Here is a 17,665-nt window from a genome sequence, read left to right as displayed (position 1 = left end):
GTAACGTGCGAAACAACGGTTTTTCTTCAGAGGAATTGTCACTGGAAAAGGGGTGTGATAAAATAGAAACTGGTTAAAAATGGGGGGAAGATTTTGAAAGAATTGTACAGTTGTTTCAACGGTTATCGAAAACAGTTGGTGCTCGGCCCTCTGTTCAAATTGACAGAGGCAATTTTGGAGCTGATGGTGCCTCTGTTGATGGCGGATATCATCGATGTGGGGATTCGAAACGGGGATCGAAGCTACGTGGTGACGCACGGCCTGTTCATGCTGCTGCTGGGAGCCATTGGACTTGGGTGCGCCATGATCTGCCAGTATTTTGCCGCAGTATGTGCCCAGGGATTCGGGCGGAGCTTGCGCCAGAAACTGTTCCGCCATGTGTTCAGCCTTTCCCAAAAGGAGTACGGCGCCATCGGAACCGATTCTCTGATCACACGGCTGACCAGCGATGTAAATCAGGTGCAGACAGGGGTGAATATGTTCATCCGTCTGGCGGTGCGCGCACCGTTTCTGACGGTGGGTTCCATTGTGATGGCTCTGCTGATCGACTGGAAAATCGGCCTGATTTTTCTGATCTCCACGCCGCTGATCGTGGCGGTGCTGTATGTGATCATGAGCCGGAGCGTACCCTATTACACCAGAATTCAGAAAGGGCAGGACCGCATCTCCCGCCTGGCGGGCGAAAACCTGGAAGGTGTGCGCGTTATCCGCGCGTTTTCCCGGCAGGAAAGCGAAGTGCGGACCTTTGACGCTGCCGGTGATGAACTGGCCCGCCTGACGGTTTATGTGGGCAAGATTTCAGCCGCGCTGAATCCCATCACGTCCGTGATCGTCAATCTGGCGATCGTGGCCATTGTTTGGTTTGGCGCACGCTTCACAGACAGCGGCGTTTTGGAACAGGGACAGATCATCGCGCTGGTCAACTATATGACGCAGACGCTTCTGGCGCTGATCGTTCTGGCCAATATCATTGTGATTCTGACGCGGGCCGTGGCCAGTGCGCGGCGTGTGGCGCAGGTGCTGGAGCAGAAGACCAGTATGGAGGATGTGCCCCAAAGCGCAGCCGCAAAAGAAAAAGCGCCTTCCATCGAGTTTTCCGAAGTGTCTTTCCGGTATCACAGCGGCGGCGACGAAGCGCTGGAAAAAATCTCCTTTTCCATTGAAAAAGGCTGGACGCTGGGTGTGATCGGCGGAACAGGATGCGGCAAAACAACATTGGCGCGGCTTTTGGCGCGGGAGTACGATGTCACGTCCGGCAGTGTAAAAATCGATGGCACGGATGTGCGAGAATATACGCTGGAAGATCTTCACCGAAAGGTGGGGCTTGTTCCGCAGGCGGCGATGCTGTTCAGCGGTACGGTGCGTTTCAATTTGAAGATGGGCAATGAAAACGCAACGGATGAAGCGCTGTGGCAGGCGCTGGAAACTGCGCAGGGGGCGGACTTTGTGCGCTCCAAACCGGACGGGCTGGATACCGTGATTGAGGAAGGCGGCAAGAACTTGTCTGGCGGCCAGAAGCAGCGCCTGACCATTGCGCGTGCGCTGGCCAAACAGCCGGAGATCCTGGTGCTGGATGACTCGGCCTCCGCACTGGATTACGCCACCGATGCGGCGCTGCGCAAAGCACTTCGCCAGAATACTCGCGGCATGACAGTGGTCATGATCAGCCAGCGCGCATCCACCATCAAAAACGCAGACCGCATCCTGGTGCTGGATGATGGCCGCATGTGCGGCTTCGGCACCCATGAGCAGCTTCTGGACCAGTGTGAAGTATACCGGGAAATCTGTCGTTCTCAGAAGCTGATCAGAGAGGAGGATGCGCAATGAAGACGGATACCATCAAACGTGTGCTGGGCTACACAGCACCGTATCGTTTGAACCTGATCGCGGGTTTTGTCTGCGCACTTCTGTATGTGTTGTTCACCCTTTTGGGTCCGGTTCTGATCGGGCGGGCCATCGACCAGGTGTTTGGACCGGGCAATGTGAATTATCAGGGCGTTGTGTTCTATCTGGCGCTGCTGGCCGTCACGGTTTTGCTGGCTGCTGCATTCCAGTGGGTGCTGAACGTGTGCACCCGCAATGTATCGGCCTGGGCCGCCAACGATTTGCGGCGCGATGCGTTTGCCGTGTTGAACCGGGTCCCGCTGAAATACATTGACGGGCACTCACACGGCGACATCATCAGCCGTATGGTCAACGACGCGGAATTGGTCGCGGAAGGACTTTTGCAGGGCCTGACCCAGCTTTTGCCCGGCGTTGCCACCATTTTGGGCACGCTGTGCGTCATGGCGGTTCTGAACCCGTTTATCGCGCTGGTGGTGGTGCTGGTCACGCCGGTTTCCATCTGGTTCGCGGGCTTTGTGGCCCGGCGCACCGATGGCTTTTTCCGGGCGCAGAGTGCGGCACAGGGAAAACTGTCCGGCTATATCAATGAGATGGTGGCTGGCCAGAGCATTGTGCGGTCGTTTGGCTATGAACAGCGCTGTTTTGAAGAGTTTGACAAAATCAGCGATGAATTGTATGAAACCGGTTTGAAAAGTGTGTTCTATTCCTCAATCACCAATCCGGGAACGCGCTTTGTCAATGCCATTGTCTATGCGGCGGTAGCGGTGTTCGGCGCCCTTTCGGCCATCAGCGGTTCCATCAGCGTAGGGCAGCTCAGCTGCTTCTTGACGTATGCAAACCAGTACACCAAGCCCTTCAATGAGGTCACGGGTGTTCTGACGCAGATGCAGACGGCGCTTGCCAGTGCCGAGCGCCTTTTTGCGGTGCTGGATGCCGAGCCGGAGACGCCGGACGCGCCGGACGCGCTGGAGCCGAAGAAATGCGAAGGCGCTGTGCGTGTGGAAAATATGGCGTTTTCCTATACGCCCGAAGTTCCCCTGATCGAAAATTTCCATCTGGATGTGAAGCCCGGCCAGAGAATTGCCATTGTGGGCCCCACCGGCTGCGGAAAAACCACGCTGATCAATCTGCTGATGCGCTTTTACGATGTGCGCGAGGGCGCGATTTACGTGGACGGAAACGAGATTCGCACCCTGAAGCGGAACGCACTTCGGGGGATGTATGGCATGGTGCTTCAGGAGACATGGCTGAAGAACGCCACGGTCCGGGAAAACATCGCCTACGGAAAGCCGGATGCAACGCTGGAAGAAATTACCGCCGCAGCCAAAGCAGCTTATGCCCATGGATTTATCAAGCGCCTGCCACAGGGATATGACACGATGATCGAACCGGGCGGCGGCAACCTTTCTGCCGGTCAGAAGCAGCTGCTGTGCATTGCACGCATCATGCTCTGCCAGCCGGAGATGCTGATACTGGACGAGGCCACATCCAGCATTGATACCCGCACAGAGATGCTGATTCAGCAGGCGTTTGAAAAGCTGATGCAGGGACGCACAAGCTTTGTGGTGGCGCATCGTCTTTCCACCATTCAATCGGCCGATGTGATTCTGGTGATGAACGCGGGGCGGATTGTGGAGCAGGGAACCCATGCTTCACTTTTGGAAAAAGGTGGCTTTTATGCAAATTTGTACAACAGTCAGTTTGCTGTGAAATAAATAAAGAAAGAAGGAGTTGTCTGTGCTGAATTTTGATTATCACATTCCCACAAAAATCTTTTTCGGAAAAGGGCAGCTGGCCAAGCTGGGGCCGGAGATGAAAAAGTATGGCGACAGCGTTCTGCTGGTCTACGGCGGCGGAAGCATCAAGCGCACCGGCTTGTACGATCAGGTGGTGGAAATGCTTCGTCAGAACGGGATCTCCTGGCAGGAGCTTCCTGGCGTGGATCCCAATCCCAGAGTGGAAAGCGTGCGTGCAGGCGCTGCCATCTGTAAAGAGCACTCGCTGCAAATGGTGCTGGCAGTGGGCGGCGGAAGCAGCATTGACTGCGCCAAGTATGTAGCGGCTGCGGCGCATTATGACGGGGATGCCTGGGATCTGTGCATTGACAAGTCCAAAATCAAACAGGTATTGCCGGTGTTCAGTGTCCTGACGCTGTCTGCTACAGGCAGTGAGATGGACTGCGGCGGCGTCATCACAAATCTGGCTACCTACGAAAAAATCGGCGGCGGTGTGGCGGACCAGCGGCCCAAGGCGTCGGTCCTGGACCCGAGCTATACGTTCACAGTCCCGGCATCGCAGACCGCTGCAGGAACAGCGGACATTATGAGCCATACCATGGAAACTTACTTTAACCGCACGCCCGGAACGTATTTTCAGGACCGTGTTGCAGAGTCCATTTTGAAAACCTGCATCCACTATGGACCCATTGCTCTGCGTGAACCGGAGAATTATGAGGCCAGAGCCAATCTGATGTGGGCTTCCAGCTGGGCCATTAACGGCTTTTTGTCAGACGGGAAGGCAAATGTATGGACGGTACATCCCATCGAACACGAACTCAGCGCTTTTTATGATATCACGCATGGCGTGGGGCTGGCCATTTTGACTCCGCGTTGGATGCGGCACGTTCTCAATGAGGATACTGTTTCGAAATTTGTGGATTTTGGCGTGAATGTGTGGGGGATTTCAGCAGATCAGGCCCCGTATGACATTGCCAATCAGGCCATTGAACGAACCGAGACTTTCTTCTTCGAGGAGATGAAGATGCCGTCCACCCTTACGCAGCTGGGAATCGGCGATGAGAATTTTGAACGAATGGCGAAAAAGGTGCGCAAGACAGCCCTGGAAGACGGATTTGTAAAACTCACCTGGCAGGATGTAGTGGAAATTTACAGAGCCTGTTTGTGACCACAGGGGAGAGGAGCGCAAAATATGAAAGTGTTCAGTGTGGGTGAAATGTTGATCGACTTTCTTCCCGGAAGCGAGGCGGGCACTTACGTTCGCAAAGCGGGCGGCGCGCCTGCCAATGCAGCAATTGCACTGGCACGGCAAGGCTGCGATACATCTTTCTGCGGGATGCTGGGAAACGATGATTTTGGTCGCTTCCTGCTGGAGACGCTGCGGGAAAACAATGTCACGCCGGTCGTGCGCCTGACGGATGAGGCCGTTACAACCATGGCGTTTGTGACGCTGGATGAACAGGGAGACCGCTCGTTTACGTTTGCGCGCAAACCCGGCGCTGACATGCTGTTGACCCGGGAACAGGTCCAGTGCGATGCATTTGAGCAGGCACAGTTGATTCATGCGGGTTCCTGTTCGCTGTCCAAAGGCAGCGCACGGGACGCCACCGTGTACGCGCTGAGCCAGGGACATGCCGGCGGAAAACTGATCAGTTTCGATGTGAACTATCGAAACGTGATGTGGGATGATGACGAGCAGGCAGCGGCCAGGGCAGTGCGGGAAATTCTTCCCTTTGTGGACTTTTTGAAAATTTCGGAAGAGGAAGCAGGAATGCTTGGCGGTGAGGCGCAAATCCCGTCGGTGATGGAACAGTATGAAATCAGCGTGGTAGTGGAAACACTGGGAGCGCAGGGGGTTCGCTGCTATTGGAACGGCAGACAGCTGGAATTGTCCGGCCTTCAGGCAGCATGTGTGGATGCAACCGGTGCGGGTGACGCCTTCTGGGGGGCATTCCTGGCGGCGCTTTCCCGCGCGGAAGTTACCGCGACCGCACAGCTGACGGAGACGCTTTTGTGGGAGGCGCTTCGCGCCGGCAATATTGCAGGATGGCTTTGTGTTCAGAAAAAGGGTGCCATTGAGTCTCTTCCGACACGTGCGCAGGTAGAACATTACCTGCATCAAATGTATCCGTAAACAGCGGCAGAAAGGCCAGAGCAGATGAAGCATACGCTGGAAACAGACGGGTTCAAATTGGAACTGCAGGCGAAGTTTTTCGAAGAGGATGAGCAGTATCCCGTGAATGCCACACTGCAGATTTCCGTGGCCAGCGGCCGCTTCGGTGGTGCGGCCTGCTGGGATTTGGATTTTCGGCAGCTGAAGGAGTTTGTCGGGCAGCTGATGCGGCTGTATCAGGCACTTAAAGGGGAAGTCCGGCTTTGCGAAGCGTACAAGGAGGACGAGTTTCTTGCGTTTGTCGGGGACGGAAAGGGCCATATTTCTGTTTTCGGGCAGCTGAGCAGCCATTTTGAAGACGGGTTTGCACAGAGCCTGCGGTTTGAAAATCAAATCGATCAGACGGAACTGGGCCGATTTGTCCGGGATCTGCTTCAGGAGTACGCATAAAAAGCAGCGTGTATTTTTCAATACACGCTGCTTTTTTCGGTTGCGTTTTACAGCAGAGGGCCGTTTTTGTATTCCCCGTCGTGGCAGAAAGAAACCCATTCCGCCACATTGACCGCATGGTCGCCAATGCGTTCCAGATATTTTGTAATCATAAACGAGTCCAGTGCGGCATCCGTATCTGCCGGATGCTTTACGATATGGGCTGCAATGTCCTGCCGGATGGCAACAAAATCGGCATCGGCTTCGTCATCCCGTGCAATCACAGCTGTCGCCTTCGCCGTGTCGTGCGCCACGAAAGCAGAAACGGCCTCCTGAACCATATTCTGCACGGTTTCAGCCATCTTCCGAAGACCGGCAGGTGTATAGCTGCCGGCGTCAAGGTGTTCCACGATCTCTGCAATGTCCGCGCTGTGGTCGCCGATGCGCTCCAAATCGGACACCAGTTTCATCACGGAACTCACCTGACGAAGGTCCGAAGCAACCGGCTGCTGGCGGAGCAGCAGCGTCATGCAAAGGTGCTCGATATCACGTTCCTTGTTGTCGATGGCGTTATCTTGGGAAGCAATGTTGCCGGCAAGGGTTTTATCACTGTTCCAGAGGGCCTGCAGCGCCTGGGAGAGGGAAGACGAAACCAGATCGCCCATGTCTTTGACCATGTGATCCAGCTGCGAAAGCTGGGAAAGATATTCTGTACGTGTCTGCATGATGTTCAATCCTCCTGATCAACCAAAACGGCCGCTGATGTAATCTTCGGTGCGCTTGTCGGCGGGATGTGCGAAGATGCGCTGGGTATCATCCATTTCTACCAGTTCTCCCACCAGGAAAAATGCGCATTTGTCGCTGATGCGGGCCGCCTGCTGCATGTTGTGCGTTACGATGACCACGGTGTATTCCTGCTTCAGCTGTGTCATCAGCTCTTCAATCTTCATGGTGCTGGCAGGGTCCAGAGCACTGGTGGGTTCGTCCATCAAAAGCACTTCCGGTTCCACAGCCAGCGCACGGGCAATGCAAAGACGCTGCTGCTGTCCGCCGGAAAGCCCCAGCGCGCTCTTTTTCAGGCGGTCTTTTACTTCGTCCCACAACGCCGCGCCGCGCAGCGCCTTTTCTACGATCTCGTCCAGCTGTGCTCTGCTGGGATGACCGTGCAGGCGGGGTCCGTAGGCAATGTTGTCATAAATGCTCATAGGGAAGGGGTTGGCCTTTTGAAAGACCATACCAATTTTTTTGCGCAGCCAGGTTACATCCACGTCTTTGGCAAAAATATCCTGTCCGTGGAAGGTGACCTCGCCATTGATGCGAACGCTGGGCACCAGGTCCTGCATGCGGTTCAGCGTTTTCAAAAAGGTGCTTTTTCCGCAGCCGGACGGCCCGATAAACGCCGTGACCTGGCGGGCCATAATATCCATATCAATGCCCTTCAGGGCTTCAAAATCACCGTAGTGCAGTGTCAGATTTTTGGTTTGAATGATGGGTGTCTGTTCCATAAACCGGTCCTCCTCAGTGTTTTTTGGCCGCTTTTGCCCGCACAGCGCGAGCCGCCAGGTTGATGACGAGCACAAGGCACAGAAGCAAAGCAGCAATGGCCCAGGCTACGTCGAAGTTGCCTTCCTCAAAAGCCAGCATGTACAGGGCCACGGAAAGGGTGGCGCCGCTGCGGCTGTAGGCGGCAATGATGTTGTCTGCCACGATTTTCCCAAAACCGGCTGTGAACAGAAGCGCCGCGCTTTCGCCCACGATGCGGCCGACGGCAAGAATACAGCCGGTGACGATGCCGTCCACGCTGGATGGCAGGACGATGGTGCGGACCATGTGCCATTTGGTGGCGCCCAGCCCAAGCGCGCCCTCACGGTAGCTTTCCGGAACGGTCTTCAGGCTTTCCTGTGTGGTGCGGATGATGGTGGGGAGTGTCATGATGACCAAAGTGCAGCTTCCTGCCAGCAGACTGCTTTGAAACCCGAGCTTCTGGCAAAAAACCAGCATGCCTACCAGACCGTAAATAATAGAGGGAATACCGGCCAGGGTCTCTGTGGTGAATTCAATGGTGCGGATCAGTTTTCGATTCTGTGCGTATTCCGTCAGATAAACGGCAGCACCCACACCCAAGGGAAGCACAATCAGCAGAGAGAGAACAATGACGTATACCGTATTTAAAATATAGGGAAGAATGCCGTCGATCTTTTTGGTAACGCTGGGAACGCTGGTGATCAGCTGCCAGCTCAACTGGGGAAGACCCTTGTAAAGCACATACCCGATGATGCCGATCAGCAGAAGCATCGTCAGGCCGGCGGCGGCATACACCAGCACTTTGCGAACCGCATCCCATACAATTCTCGATTTATTTCTCATCGTCGCCACCCCGCTTCAGTACACTGTTCAGAACACCGTTGATGAGCATGATGAATAGGAACAAAACCAGCGCAATGCTGAACAGCGCCTGGCGCTGCAGTCCGGAAGCATAACTCATCTCTTTGGCCACGGCAGTGGTCAGGAATGTAACGCTCTTGAACAGACCCGGCATATTGGCCACATTGCCGGCTACCATCATAACGGCCATGGCCTCGCCGATGGCGCGCCCGATGCCCAGAACCACACCGGCGGCAATACCGCTTTTGGCGGCGGGCATGCTGACTTTAAAGTAAGTCTCCGTGGGAGTTGCCCCCAGCGCAAGACTGGCTTCTTCGTATTCCTGGGGAACAGCGTTCAGCGCCGTGACGCTGACGGAAATGATGCTGGGAAGAATCATGATGCTCAGAACCAGAATGGCCGCCAGAAGGCTGGCGCCGTTGGCCAGGTCAAATGCTTTGGCCACGGCCGGAACCAGGACCAGCATGCCCACAAGGCCGTATACAACGCTGGGAATGCCTGCCAGCAGTTCCACCGCTGCGCTGACCGGAGCGGCCAGTTTGCGCGGCGCGATTTTGGACAGGAACACCGCGGTCAGGATTCCCACAGGAACACCGATGATCGCCGCGCCCAGCGTGCCCCACACACTGGTGAGAATGAACGGAAGGATGCCGAAGCTGGGCTCCTTGGCGGTGCTTTTCCAAACCGTTCCGAACAGGAAGTTGATGGGGCCGATTTCCACGATGGCGGGGATGCCCGAAACAAACATATACACTGTGATGAGTACGACCGATAAAATGGCGACCATACCGCAGACGAAAAAGATCGCGTTCATCACAGCTTCAATCCATTTTTTGATTCGCATGAAGCGTCCTCCTAAAAAAGACCCGGCCAGCATTGCCGACCGGGTTTCGGGTTTCTTCGTTGAAGATTAGGCGAGGGGAACAGCGCCGGCCGCGCGGATCAGTTCGTCAGCTTCGTCGCTCTGCGCGAAGTCGAAGAATGCCTGGGCAGTCTCGCTCAACTCGGCGGAATCGTTGGTCACGAACACGAAGGGACGCTGAATCTTATAAGTACCATCCTGAACAGTTTCCTCGCTGGGAGCAACACCTTCCACGGTGACAGCCTTCACAGTGTCATCCAGAGCGGACAGGGAAGCGTAACCGATGGCGTTGGCGTTGGACTGAACTTTCGCAATCACAGCGCCGGTGGCGGTCAGCTCTTCAGAGTAGACACATTCGTCTTCCACGCCGACAATGCTTTCAAAGCCATCGCGGGTGCCGCTGCCAGCCTCACGGCCGACGAAGACGATCTCGGCGTCGTCGCCGCCAACTTCGCTCCAGTTGGTGATTTCGCCTTTGGCGATCCCGGCCAGCTGCTCAAGCGTCAGGTCGGCAACCGGATTTTCGCTGTTCACGATGATGGCGATGCCATCCAGCGCAATGGTGGTTCCGGTCACGCCGGTTTCATCCTCTTTCAAAGCGCGGCTGGAAAGACCGATATCCAAAGAACCTTCCTGTGCACCGGTGATGCCGGCGCCGCTTCCGGTGGGATCGTAAGTGACGTCTACGTCAGGATATTTCTCTGCAAAAGCTTCCTGGAAAGCGCCGATCACAGCCTCCATACTGGTGGAACCACCCGTGGCAACTTTGCCGGAAAGTTCTGCGGCGGTGGAAGAAGCGGCCGTGCTCTGCTCAGCGGAAGAAGTATCCGCCGCAGAAGAGCTGGTGCTCTGGCCACAGCCGGCCAGCAACATGGCGCCAATCGTCAAAACTGCTAATACTTTGGAAGTGCGTTTCATCTTTCATTCTCCTTTTACTGCCCGGCACCCGCCGGATCCTCATTTTCCTCTCGGGACGTATTTAGCATACCGTTCTTTTGGATTTGCAACTACCATGATTGAGTCAGAATTTTGCAAAAAATGCGTAAAGAGAAATGTAAAATGAAAAATTCTTGTAAACTTTACATGGATTTTACAAAAAGACGGTCGTGAATTTTACATGCGGTCTTTTACAATAATGAAGGTAATATAAAAGACGAATTTATTGTATTTGCGGAAAGAGAGAGGAAGCTGTTATGGATCTTTTCAACGTTTTGGCTCTGATGGGCGGCCTGGCCATGTTTCTGTTTGGCATGGACGTCATGGGCAAGGCGCTGGAAAAGCAGGCCGGCAACCGCCTGCAGGTGATTTTGAGCAAACTTACGGATAACCCGCTGAAGGGATTTTTTCTTGGCCTGGTAGTCACGGCGATCATTCAGTCCTCCAGTGCCACTACGGTCATGGTGGTCGGCTTTGTCAACAGCGGCCTGATGCAGCTGCACCAGGCGGTGGGGATCATCATGGGTTCCAACGTGGGCACTACGGTGACCAGCTGGATCTTGAGCCTGTCCGGGCTTCAGGGTGACAGCTTCTGGGTGAAGCTGATGAAGCCCAGCAGTTTCGCGCCATTCCTGGCCTTTGTGGGCATTGTCCTTTACATGTTTGTAAAGAGCGAGAAAAAGAAGGGCATCGGCACGATTTTACTGGGATTTGCCATTCTGATGAGCGGGATGGAAACCATGTCCTCGGCGGTGAAGCCGCTGGCAGATGTGCCGCAGTTTACCGCGCTGTTCACGATGTTTCAAAATCCGCTTTTGGGTGTGCTGGCGGGCGCGCTTCTCACGGCGATCATCCAGTCGTCCAGTGCCAGCGTTGGCATTCTGCAGGCGTTGGCTATTACCGGAAGCATTACTTTCGGCAGCGCGATTCCCATCATTATGGGCCAGAACATCGGCACCTGCGTAACAGCGCTGATCTCGTCCATTGGCGCCAACAAAAACGCCAAGCGCGCAGCAATAGTGCATCTTTATTTTAATGTGATCGGTGTTACGATTTTCCTGGTGGCCTTTTACGGCCTGAACGGGTTGATTCATTTTTCCTTTGTGGACCAAACGGTGACGGCCGCCGGCATCGCGGTGGTGCATTCGGTGTTCAACATCACCGCCACAGCGGTGCTGCTTCCATTTAACCGTCAGCTGGAAAAACTGGCCGTGCTCACCATCCCGGACGGGAAGAAACCGGAGACGGTTCAGCTTCTGGACGAGCGCCTTTTGGCCACACCCGCTGTTGCGGTGGAGCGTGCCCGCGCTTTGACCGACCGGATGGCAGATGCAGCACGTACCGGACTTCTTCAGGCCATGTCGCTGACGCATTACTGGGATAAGAACCTGTCGGACCGCATCAGTGCCGGGGAAGAAGAGATCGACCGGTATGAGGATGTTCTGGGAACCTATCTTGTAAAATTGTCCAGCCGGAGCCTGACCATTGCGGACAGCCATGCAAGTTCGGTTTTGCTGCACACCATCGGCGATTTTGAGCGGATCGGTGACCATGCAATGAACCTGCGGAAAACGGCGATTGAGATCCATGAAAAAGGACTTCAGTTTTCCGAGAGCGCTGTGGCCGAACTGGATGTGCTGGAAGCTGCCATTCAGGAGATCGTGCAGCGCACAGTGAAAGCGTTTATTCATGAAAACCTGGAGGATGCGGAAAAGATTGAACCCCTGGAGCAAGTGGTGGATGAGCTTGTGCGCGAGATGAAGGCGCGTCACATCGCCAGACTGCAGAACGGCGAGTGCACCATTGAGCTTGGCTTCATCCTTTCGGACTTGCTCAATAACTACGAGCGTGTGGCGGATCACTGCAGCAACATTGCCGTGGCGTTGATCGAAGTGGCGCATGACAGCTTTGACACGCATGAATATTTGGGTAAAATGAAGGCAGAGGAAAGTGAAGATTTCAAAAAGCGAATTCAAAAATATCGTGATCGCTATGTGTTCCCGCCTATGACGGAATCGGAGGAAATAAAATGATTTACATTGTGGAAGACGATGCCAGCATTCGTGGTCTGGAAGAATATGCACTGCAGAACAGCGGTTACACCGTAAAAGGCTTTGAGAACGGCGAAAGCTGCCTGGAAGAATGTCACAAGCAAGTGCCGCAGCTGATTGTTTTGGACGTCATGCTGCCGGGTGAGGACGGCTTTTCCGTTCTGCGCCGGCTTCGCGCAAGCGGTCCGGCAAAAAGCGTGCCGGTCATTATGGTGACGGCCAAGGCCAGCGAAATCGACGTGGTGACGGGACTGGATTGCGGTGCGGATGACTACATTTCCAAACCGTTCGGCGTGATGGAATTCATCAGCCGCGTCAAAGCGGTATTGCGCCGCGCGGAGAAAAAGCAGGAAGAGCGGCTGCAGTACGGCCCCATCAGCCTGGATGAAGGAACACACACGGTACAGGTGAGCGGCAAGGAGATTTCTCTTACATATAAAGAGTATTCTTTGCTGCGTCTGCTGCTGCGGCATGCAGAAAAGGTCCTGCCCCGTGAGACCATTATGAAAGAAGTTTGGGACACCGAGTTTTTCGGCGAGAGCCGTACGCTGGATATGCACGTGCGTACACTTCGCCAGAAATTGGGCGACGCGGGAAGCCTGGTGCGCACCGTGCGTAAAGTGGGCTATTGCCTGAGCGAGAGAGAAGAGGCCGGAGAGTCATGAAAAAGAGTATGTCGGAAAAAATCGCCGTCCGTCTGGTTGCGGTAGGTCTTGTGGCGATGGCGCTGACGACCCTTTTATGCATGGTGATGTTCCACAGCGTATTTGAAAAGCAGGTGGTGCGCGATTTGCAACTGACGGCAAAGGATATTGCGCTGGCCTGTGAAAGGATGGAAGATCCCGAAGATCTGGGCTCTTTCGGCGGCGGGGAGCTGAGAATCACCCTGATTGCGCCTGACGGAACTGTGCTGTTTGAAAATCAGAGCTCCGCCCCGATGGAAAATCATCTGAACCGCACAGAAGTTCGCCAGGCACTGGAAACCGGCGAAGGGTCCGATCAGCGCATGTCGGAGACACTGGGGTACGACACTTATTATTACGCAATTCGGCTGTCCAACGGAAATGTTCTTCGGGTGGCTACGGAAGCGAAAAATTTCTTTTCCATCTACGATGATGCGGTCCCCGCTGTACTGGTCAGTTGTGTGCTGATTTTGCTGCTTTCTGTTCTGCTGGCGTTTTTCCTCACCAGGCAGCTGGTGCGTCCTATTGTGACCATGGCAAACAATTTGGACGACGTGGAAAAAAATGTTCCCTATAAAGAGTTGGAACCTTTTGCGAAAGCCATCGCACTGGACCAGAAAAACCGGCAGAACGGTGAAAAGATCCGCCGCGATTTTACGGCAAACGTCAGCCATGAACTGAAAACACCCCTGACCAGTATTTCGGGATATGCGGAACTGATCGAAACGGGGATGGCCAAACCGGAGGATATCGCGGGTTTTGCCGCACGCATCCGCAAAGAGGCCGGCCGCCTGATGGCGCTGGTGGGAGATATCATTCAGCTGTCGGAGCTGGATGACGCCAGCGAGGAAGGCGCAGGCAAGTTGACCATGGAACCGGTGGACCTGGCGGCGGTGGTCAATGAGTGCGTGCAGGATCTGCAGCCGGCTGCCCGCAAAGCGTATCTGGTCCTTTCTGCTCAGACGGAGCCCGTAATGGTGGAAGGCAGCCGGGGTCTCTTGATGGAGCTTTGCCAAAACCTGTGCGACAATGCCATTCGCTACAACCGTCCGGGCGGCAAGGTGGAGGTGACGGTGCGCAATGTTGCCGGTGCCGCCGAACTGTGTGTGAAGGACAATGGAATCGGCATTGCGCCCGAGCACCAGCAGCGCGTGTTCGAACGGTTTTATCGGGTGGATAAAAGCCGAAGCAAGGCCACAGGCGGAACCGGACTGGGCCTGGCCATTGTGAAACATATTGCGATTCTTCACAATGCGAAAATTGAGCTGGAAAGTGAAGCGGGTAAAGGAACTTCCATTCAAGTGCTTTTCCCGGAGCAGAACTGAAAAAAGCCGTGCCGGCGCACACGCGCCGGCACGGCTTTTTGGCTTTTTAAGAGGCGGACATTTCAGCAGCTACATCTGCCTCACTGGCGCGCATGGCGCACAGGGTTTTGTCCAGCAGCTGGTCCAGCTCCCAGCCGAGCATCTCCGCGCCCTGGCGGATGACGTCGCGCGAGCAACCTGCCGCAAATTTTTTGTCTTTGAACTTCTTCTTCAGACTGGACAATTCCATGTCCTGAACACTTTTGGACGGACGCATTTTTGCAGCCGCGCCGATGAGACCGGTCAGTTCGTCGCAGGCAAACAAAACTTTTTCCATCTCGTGGGTGGGCACCACATCGCTGCAAAGACCATATCCGTGGCTGCATACCGCATGGACCAGCGCTTCGTCCGCGTTGATCTCCGCCAGAAGTTCAGGTGCTTTCTGGCAGTGCTCATCGGGGTACTGTTCAAAGTCTACATCGTGCAGCAGACCGGCCAGAGCCCAGAAATCTGCGTCAGCGCCATATCCCAAATCGTTTGCAAACCACCGCATAACCGCCTCTACCGTATAGGCGTGCTGCAGGTGAAAAGGCTCCTGATTGTATTTTTGGACCAGCGCTACAGCGCTCTCCCGTGAAACCATGTTCGACACTTCCTTTTTTCGAAGGCCTTGCGGCCAATTTTCTTCCATTATAGCGCGTTTGCACGGAAAGGAAAAGGGCCGGATTCAGCGGAAAAGCCGCAGTACAAAACTGGCGCCACCGCCCGGTGTATCCCGTACCGTGAGCCTGGCTGCATGAAGGGCGGCCAGTTCGGCCGCTACAGAAAGGCCTAAACCGAAATGCTGTTTTTCCGTCCGGCTTGCATCACCGCGGTAAAAACGCCGGAAAATAGCTTCTTTTTCCGGGTCCGGAATGCCGGGACCGTGATCGATGACCGACAGCTCCACAAAGTGCGGTTCACTGCGAGCGCAAATCTCGATGGGGGTCCCCTTCGGTGTATAAGAGCAGGCGTTGGAAAGCAAAATACCAAACAGCTGGGTCAGGCGTTCCCGGTCCAGCGAAAGATGCGGCAGAGGCTCGTCGGGCAATTCCAGTGTCAGAACATGGCCCTGCTCATGGCATACCGTATGGAACCGCTCGTACAAATCGATACAGAAAGTGTCCAGCTCCACATCGGAACGGCAAATATGCCACGCACCGGCATCGCTTCCTGCCAGCGTCAGGAGGTCGTCAATGAGACGGGCCATGCGGCCGGCTTCCTGCTGCGCCGTATCCAAAAAAGATTCGCTTTCGGCACGGTCCGCCCGGCGGGCAGCGGAAAGACTGGCCTTGATGACCGTCAGCGGGCTGCGTAGTTCATGGCTGGCAGCTGCAATGAATTCTGTCTGGCGGCGAAGTGCCTCCACTGTGGGCTTCAGTGCCATTCCGGCGAGAAACCAGCTGATGCCGGCCAGACAGGCCACTCCCAACAGCGCAATCAGGCAATAAACTGCACCGGTTTTCATCAGGTGCATGCGCTGCGGCGCATCGGCCTGCAGCATGACCAGACAAAGCGGCTGAGGGCATCCCAAATAGGCCACGGCGCAGTGATAGCGTTCTTCCTGCTGGCCTTGAATGGTGAAGCCTGTTTTGGTGCCATCCATCATTCCGGAAAGACCGCGTGCAGCGGCTTCTCTCTGGGCACGGGAAGCCAATTCGTTCCGCGGGGTCTGTGTGTCCCAAATTCCACTGAAGTGGAAGGGGACGTTGTTGTCACTGATCCAAATGGCGATGTGACCGGGGATCTCCTGCTTTTTGAGCCATGCGTCGGAGATGCTGTCCGATTTGCCCAGTTCTTCCCGTACAGCGGAAAAGGTTTGCAGAAACAGTGTTTCCTGACTTTCCAGGTATTGCCGGGCGGACATCCAGTATGTGGCTCCCAGCGACAGAAGCAGAATCAGCCCGGAAAGACAGGAAAAGATGACAGTCAGCCGCAGGCGAAGTGATTTCAGCATGAGGATGCCTCCAAGCGATAGCCTGCACCCCGAACGGTAGAAACCGTTTCTTTTGCGCCGACGGTTTTCAGACGACGCCGGACGAAATGAATGTAGCTGTCCAGACTCCCTTCTTCCACCGGAGCGTCCATTCCCCAGACGCGCCCCAACAATACCGAACGCCCCATCAATTGTCCGGGATGGCGCATCAGGGTTTCCAGCAAATCGCATTCTTTTCGGGAAAGCCCTACGATGCCGGTGGGGCCTTGAAGAGTCAGCTGAGTCAGATCCAGCGTGAGCGTTCCGGTCCGCACAGTCGTATGGGAAGAAAAGGGCGCCGGGCGCCGTGCCAAAGCACGCAGGCGGGCCAAAAGTTCCCGCATGTCGAAGGGCTTGGCAAGATAATCGTCAGCGCCTGCATCCAGTCCGTCTACACGGTCCCCAATGCGGGAAAGCGCCGTCAGCATCAACACCGGCGTCTGAACGCCTGCCGCACGCGCTTTCCGCAGCAGGGTCAGACCGTCTGTGTGAGGAAGCATCCGATCCAGGCAGCATACATCGTAAATGTCCTGCAGAAGATATTCATACGCCTCGTCACCATCGTGACAAAAATCTGCTTCCACGCCTTCCGCTGAAAGGCTGGCCCCGACAGCGCGGCAGAGCTCCCGGTCATCCTCGATCATCAAAATCCGCATATTGCACCTCGGAAAAAATCTGTTATTCTACTTATTATAACGCGCTTGTCTGAAAGAAACCTCAAACAGCCGAGAAATATTTTCAGGTTTTTTCAAGAAAGAATTGCTATTCTTGATTGCATCACACAGGAAATGAGGCATGGATATGAATGGGCTAAAACGCACGATCAGTCTGCTTTTAAGCACGGCCCTGCTGTTTTCGCTGTCGGGGTGCGCGGCAGAAGAAAGTACATCGCAGGTGCAGCAGGCGGCAGGCCGTTGGGAAGAGCAAGAGATCACGCCTGAACAGGGGCTGTACCAGTTGGGGTTTGCAGCTGATGCAGACGGAACACTGTATTGGTACGGAACAGACCCCAATGCTGTGCAGGAATGGCAGGTGCGCTGCTTTGTGTCTCAGGACAACGGGCAGACCTGGCAGGAAGAACAGCTTTCCTGGCAAGAACAGATCAGCGGTACCATTACAGGCGTCTCACGTGCGTCGGACGGCACGCTGTTAGTCACCAGTTATGGCGTGGAAGGCGGAACGCAGACCGAATGGCTGATTTCAGCGGATGGAACATCACGGCAGCTCTGTTTTGATATCCCCGAAGAAGCCACGATTCAGAGAGTGGATTTGATGAGCGCAGAACGAGCCTTTTGACGCTGGAGGTT

At 55.1% G+C, this 17,665-nt stretch carries 17 protein-coding genes; 9 read left to right on the top strand and 8 right to left on the bottom strand.

Annotated features, from left to right (window positions below):
- Window positions 1-93: 93 nt before the first annotated feature.
- From ACKTS9_RS03605 to ACKTS9_RS03585, 5 genes are read left to right on the top strand one after another with little or no spacing between them, the layout of a single operon-like run.
- Entirely contained in the window at window positions 94-1,827 is a 1,734-nt protein-coding gene (locus tag ACKTS9_RS03605) for an ABC transporter ATP-binding protein (protein WP_407878992.1), read from the top strand.
- Window positions 1,824-3,560 carry an ABC transporter ATP-binding protein gene (locus ACKTS9_RS03600; protein WP_407878990.1) on the top strand — a complete coding sequence of 579 codons (1,737 nt, stop codon included), beginning with the start codon at window positions 1,824-1,826 and terminating at the stop codon, window positions 3,558-3,560. Before ACKTS9_RS03605 ends, ACKTS9_RS03600 begins: the two co-directional genes overlap by 4 nt.
- 22 nt (window positions 3,561-3,582) lie before the next feature.
- The gene (locus tag ACKTS9_RS03595; RefSeq protein ID WP_407878988.1) at window positions 3,583-4,749 is read left to right on the top strand and encodes an iron-containing alcohol dehydrogenase; all 1,167 of its coding nucleotides are present in this window, start codon (window positions 3,583-3,585) and stop codon (window positions 4,747-4,749) included.
- A gap of 24 nt (window positions 4,750-4,773) precedes the next feature.
- Window positions 4,774-5,715 carry a carbohydrate kinase family protein gene (locus ACKTS9_RS03590; protein ID WP_407878986.1) on the top strand — a complete coding sequence of 314 codons (942 nt, stop codon included), beginning with the start codon at window positions 4,774-4,776 and terminating at the stop codon, window positions 5,713-5,715.
- A gap of 24 nt (window positions 5,716-5,739) precedes the next feature.
- The gene (locus ACKTS9_RS03585) at window positions 5,740-6,144 is read left to right on the top strand and encodes a hypothetical protein (RefSeq protein WP_407878984.1); all 405 of its coding nucleotides are present in this window, start codon (window positions 5,740-5,742) and stop codon (window positions 6,142-6,144) included.
- A 47-nt stretch (window positions 6,145-6,191) separates the two neighbouring features.
- Here the strand turns inward: ACKTS9_RS03585 and phoU are convergent, their stop codons facing one another.
- The 5 genes from phoU to ACKTS9_RS03560 form a co-directional block, all read right to left on the bottom strand.
- The gene (gene phoU, locus ACKTS9_RS03580) at window positions 6,192-6,848 is read right to left on the bottom strand and encodes a phosphate signaling complex protein PhoU (RefSeq protein ID WP_407878982.1); all 657 of its coding nucleotides are present in this window, start codon (window positions 6,846-6,848) and stop codon (window positions 6,192-6,194) included.
- A gap of 18 nt (window positions 6,849-6,866) precedes the next feature.
- On the bottom strand, window positions 6,867-7,628 hold the full coding sequence (gene pstB / locus ACKTS9_RS03575; RefSeq protein ID WP_407878980.1) for a phosphate ABC transporter ATP-binding protein PstB: 762 nt from the start codon (window positions 7,626-7,628) through the stop codon (window positions 6,867-6,869).
- A gap of 13 nt (window positions 7,629-7,641) precedes the next feature.
- Entirely contained in the window at window positions 7,642-8,490 is an 849-nt protein-coding gene (gene pstA / locus ACKTS9_RS03570; protein ID WP_349216750.1) for a phosphate ABC transporter permease PstA, read from the bottom strand.
- Complete coding sequence (pstC, locus tag ACKTS9_RS03565; RefSeq protein WP_349216749.1) at window positions 8,480-9,352, bottom strand: phosphate ABC transporter permease subunit PstC; 873 nt, start codon at window positions 9,350-9,352, stop codon at window positions 8,480-8,482. Before pstC ends, pstA begins: the two co-directional genes overlap by 11 nt.
- 66 nt (window positions 9,353-9,418) lie before the next feature.
- Window positions 9,419-10,288, bottom strand: a complete 870-nt coding sequence (locus ACKTS9_RS03560) for a phosphate ABC transporter substrate-binding protein (protein ID WP_407878977.1) — start codon at window positions 10,286-10,288, stop codon at window positions 9,419-9,421.
- Between the two features lie 275 nt (window positions 10,289-10,563).
- Between ACKTS9_RS03560 and ACKTS9_RS03555 the strand changes: the two genes are divergently transcribed.
- From ACKTS9_RS03555 to ACKTS9_RS03545, 3 genes are read left to right on the top strand one after another with little or no spacing between them, the layout of a single operon-like run.
- Window positions 10,564-12,339: a Na/Pi cotransporter family protein gene (locus ACKTS9_RS03555; RefSeq protein ID WP_407878975.1), complete on the top strand. Its 1,776-nt coding sequence runs from the start codon at window positions 10,564-10,566 to the stop codon at window positions 12,337-12,339.
- Window positions 12,336-13,022 (top strand): response regulator transcription factor, encoded by a 687-nt coding sequence (locus ACKTS9_RS03550; RefSeq protein WP_407878973.1) that lies wholly within the window; start codon window positions 12,336-12,338, stop codon window positions 13,020-13,022. Before ACKTS9_RS03555 ends, ACKTS9_RS03550 begins: the two co-directional genes overlap by 4 nt.
- Window positions 13,019-14,365, top strand: coding sequence for an ATP-binding protein (locus ACKTS9_RS03545; protein WP_407878971.1), 1,347 nt, complete (start codon window positions 13,019-13,021; stop codon window positions 14,363-14,365). Before ACKTS9_RS03550 ends, ACKTS9_RS03545 begins: the two co-directional genes overlap by 4 nt.
- A gap of 46 nt (window positions 14,366-14,411) precedes the next feature.
- Here the strand turns inward: ACKTS9_RS03545 and ACKTS9_RS03540 are convergent, their stop codons facing one another.
- The 3 genes from ACKTS9_RS03540 to ACKTS9_RS03530 form a co-directional block, all read right to left on the bottom strand.
- A complete protein-coding gene (locus ACKTS9_RS03540; RefSeq protein ID WP_407878969.1) occupies window positions 14,412-14,987 on the bottom strand; it encodes an HD domain-containing protein in 576 nt (191 codons plus the stop codon).
- An 84-nt stretch (window positions 14,988-15,071) separates the two neighbouring features.
- Window positions 15,072-16,340, bottom strand: coding sequence for a sensor histidine kinase (locus ACKTS9_RS03535; protein ID WP_407878966.1), 1,269 nt, complete (start codon window positions 16,338-16,340; stop codon window positions 15,072-15,074).
- Window positions 16,334-17,014: a response regulator transcription factor gene (locus tag ACKTS9_RS03530; RefSeq protein WP_407878964.1), complete on the bottom strand. Its 681-nt coding sequence runs from the start codon at window positions 17,012-17,014 to the stop codon at window positions 16,334-16,336. Before ACKTS9_RS03530 ends, ACKTS9_RS03535 begins: the two co-directional genes overlap by 7 nt.
- A gap of 145 nt (window positions 17,015-17,159) precedes the next feature.
- Between ACKTS9_RS03530 and ACKTS9_RS03525 the strand changes: the two genes are divergently transcribed.
- Complete coding sequence (locus ACKTS9_RS03525) at window positions 17,160-17,654, top strand: hypothetical protein (RefSeq protein WP_407878962.1); 495 nt, start codon at window positions 17,160-17,162, stop codon at window positions 17,652-17,654.
- Window positions 17,655-17,665: the final 11 nt, after the last annotated feature.

Origin of the sequence: Owariibacterium komagatae, assembly GCF_045865535.1 — a bacterium.
Taxonomy (GTDB): Bacteria; Bacillota; Clostridia; order Oscillospirales; family Ruminococcaceae; genus Ruthenibacterium; species Ruthenibacterium komagatae.
This window is presented reverse-complemented; position numbering and strand designations above follow the sequence as displayed.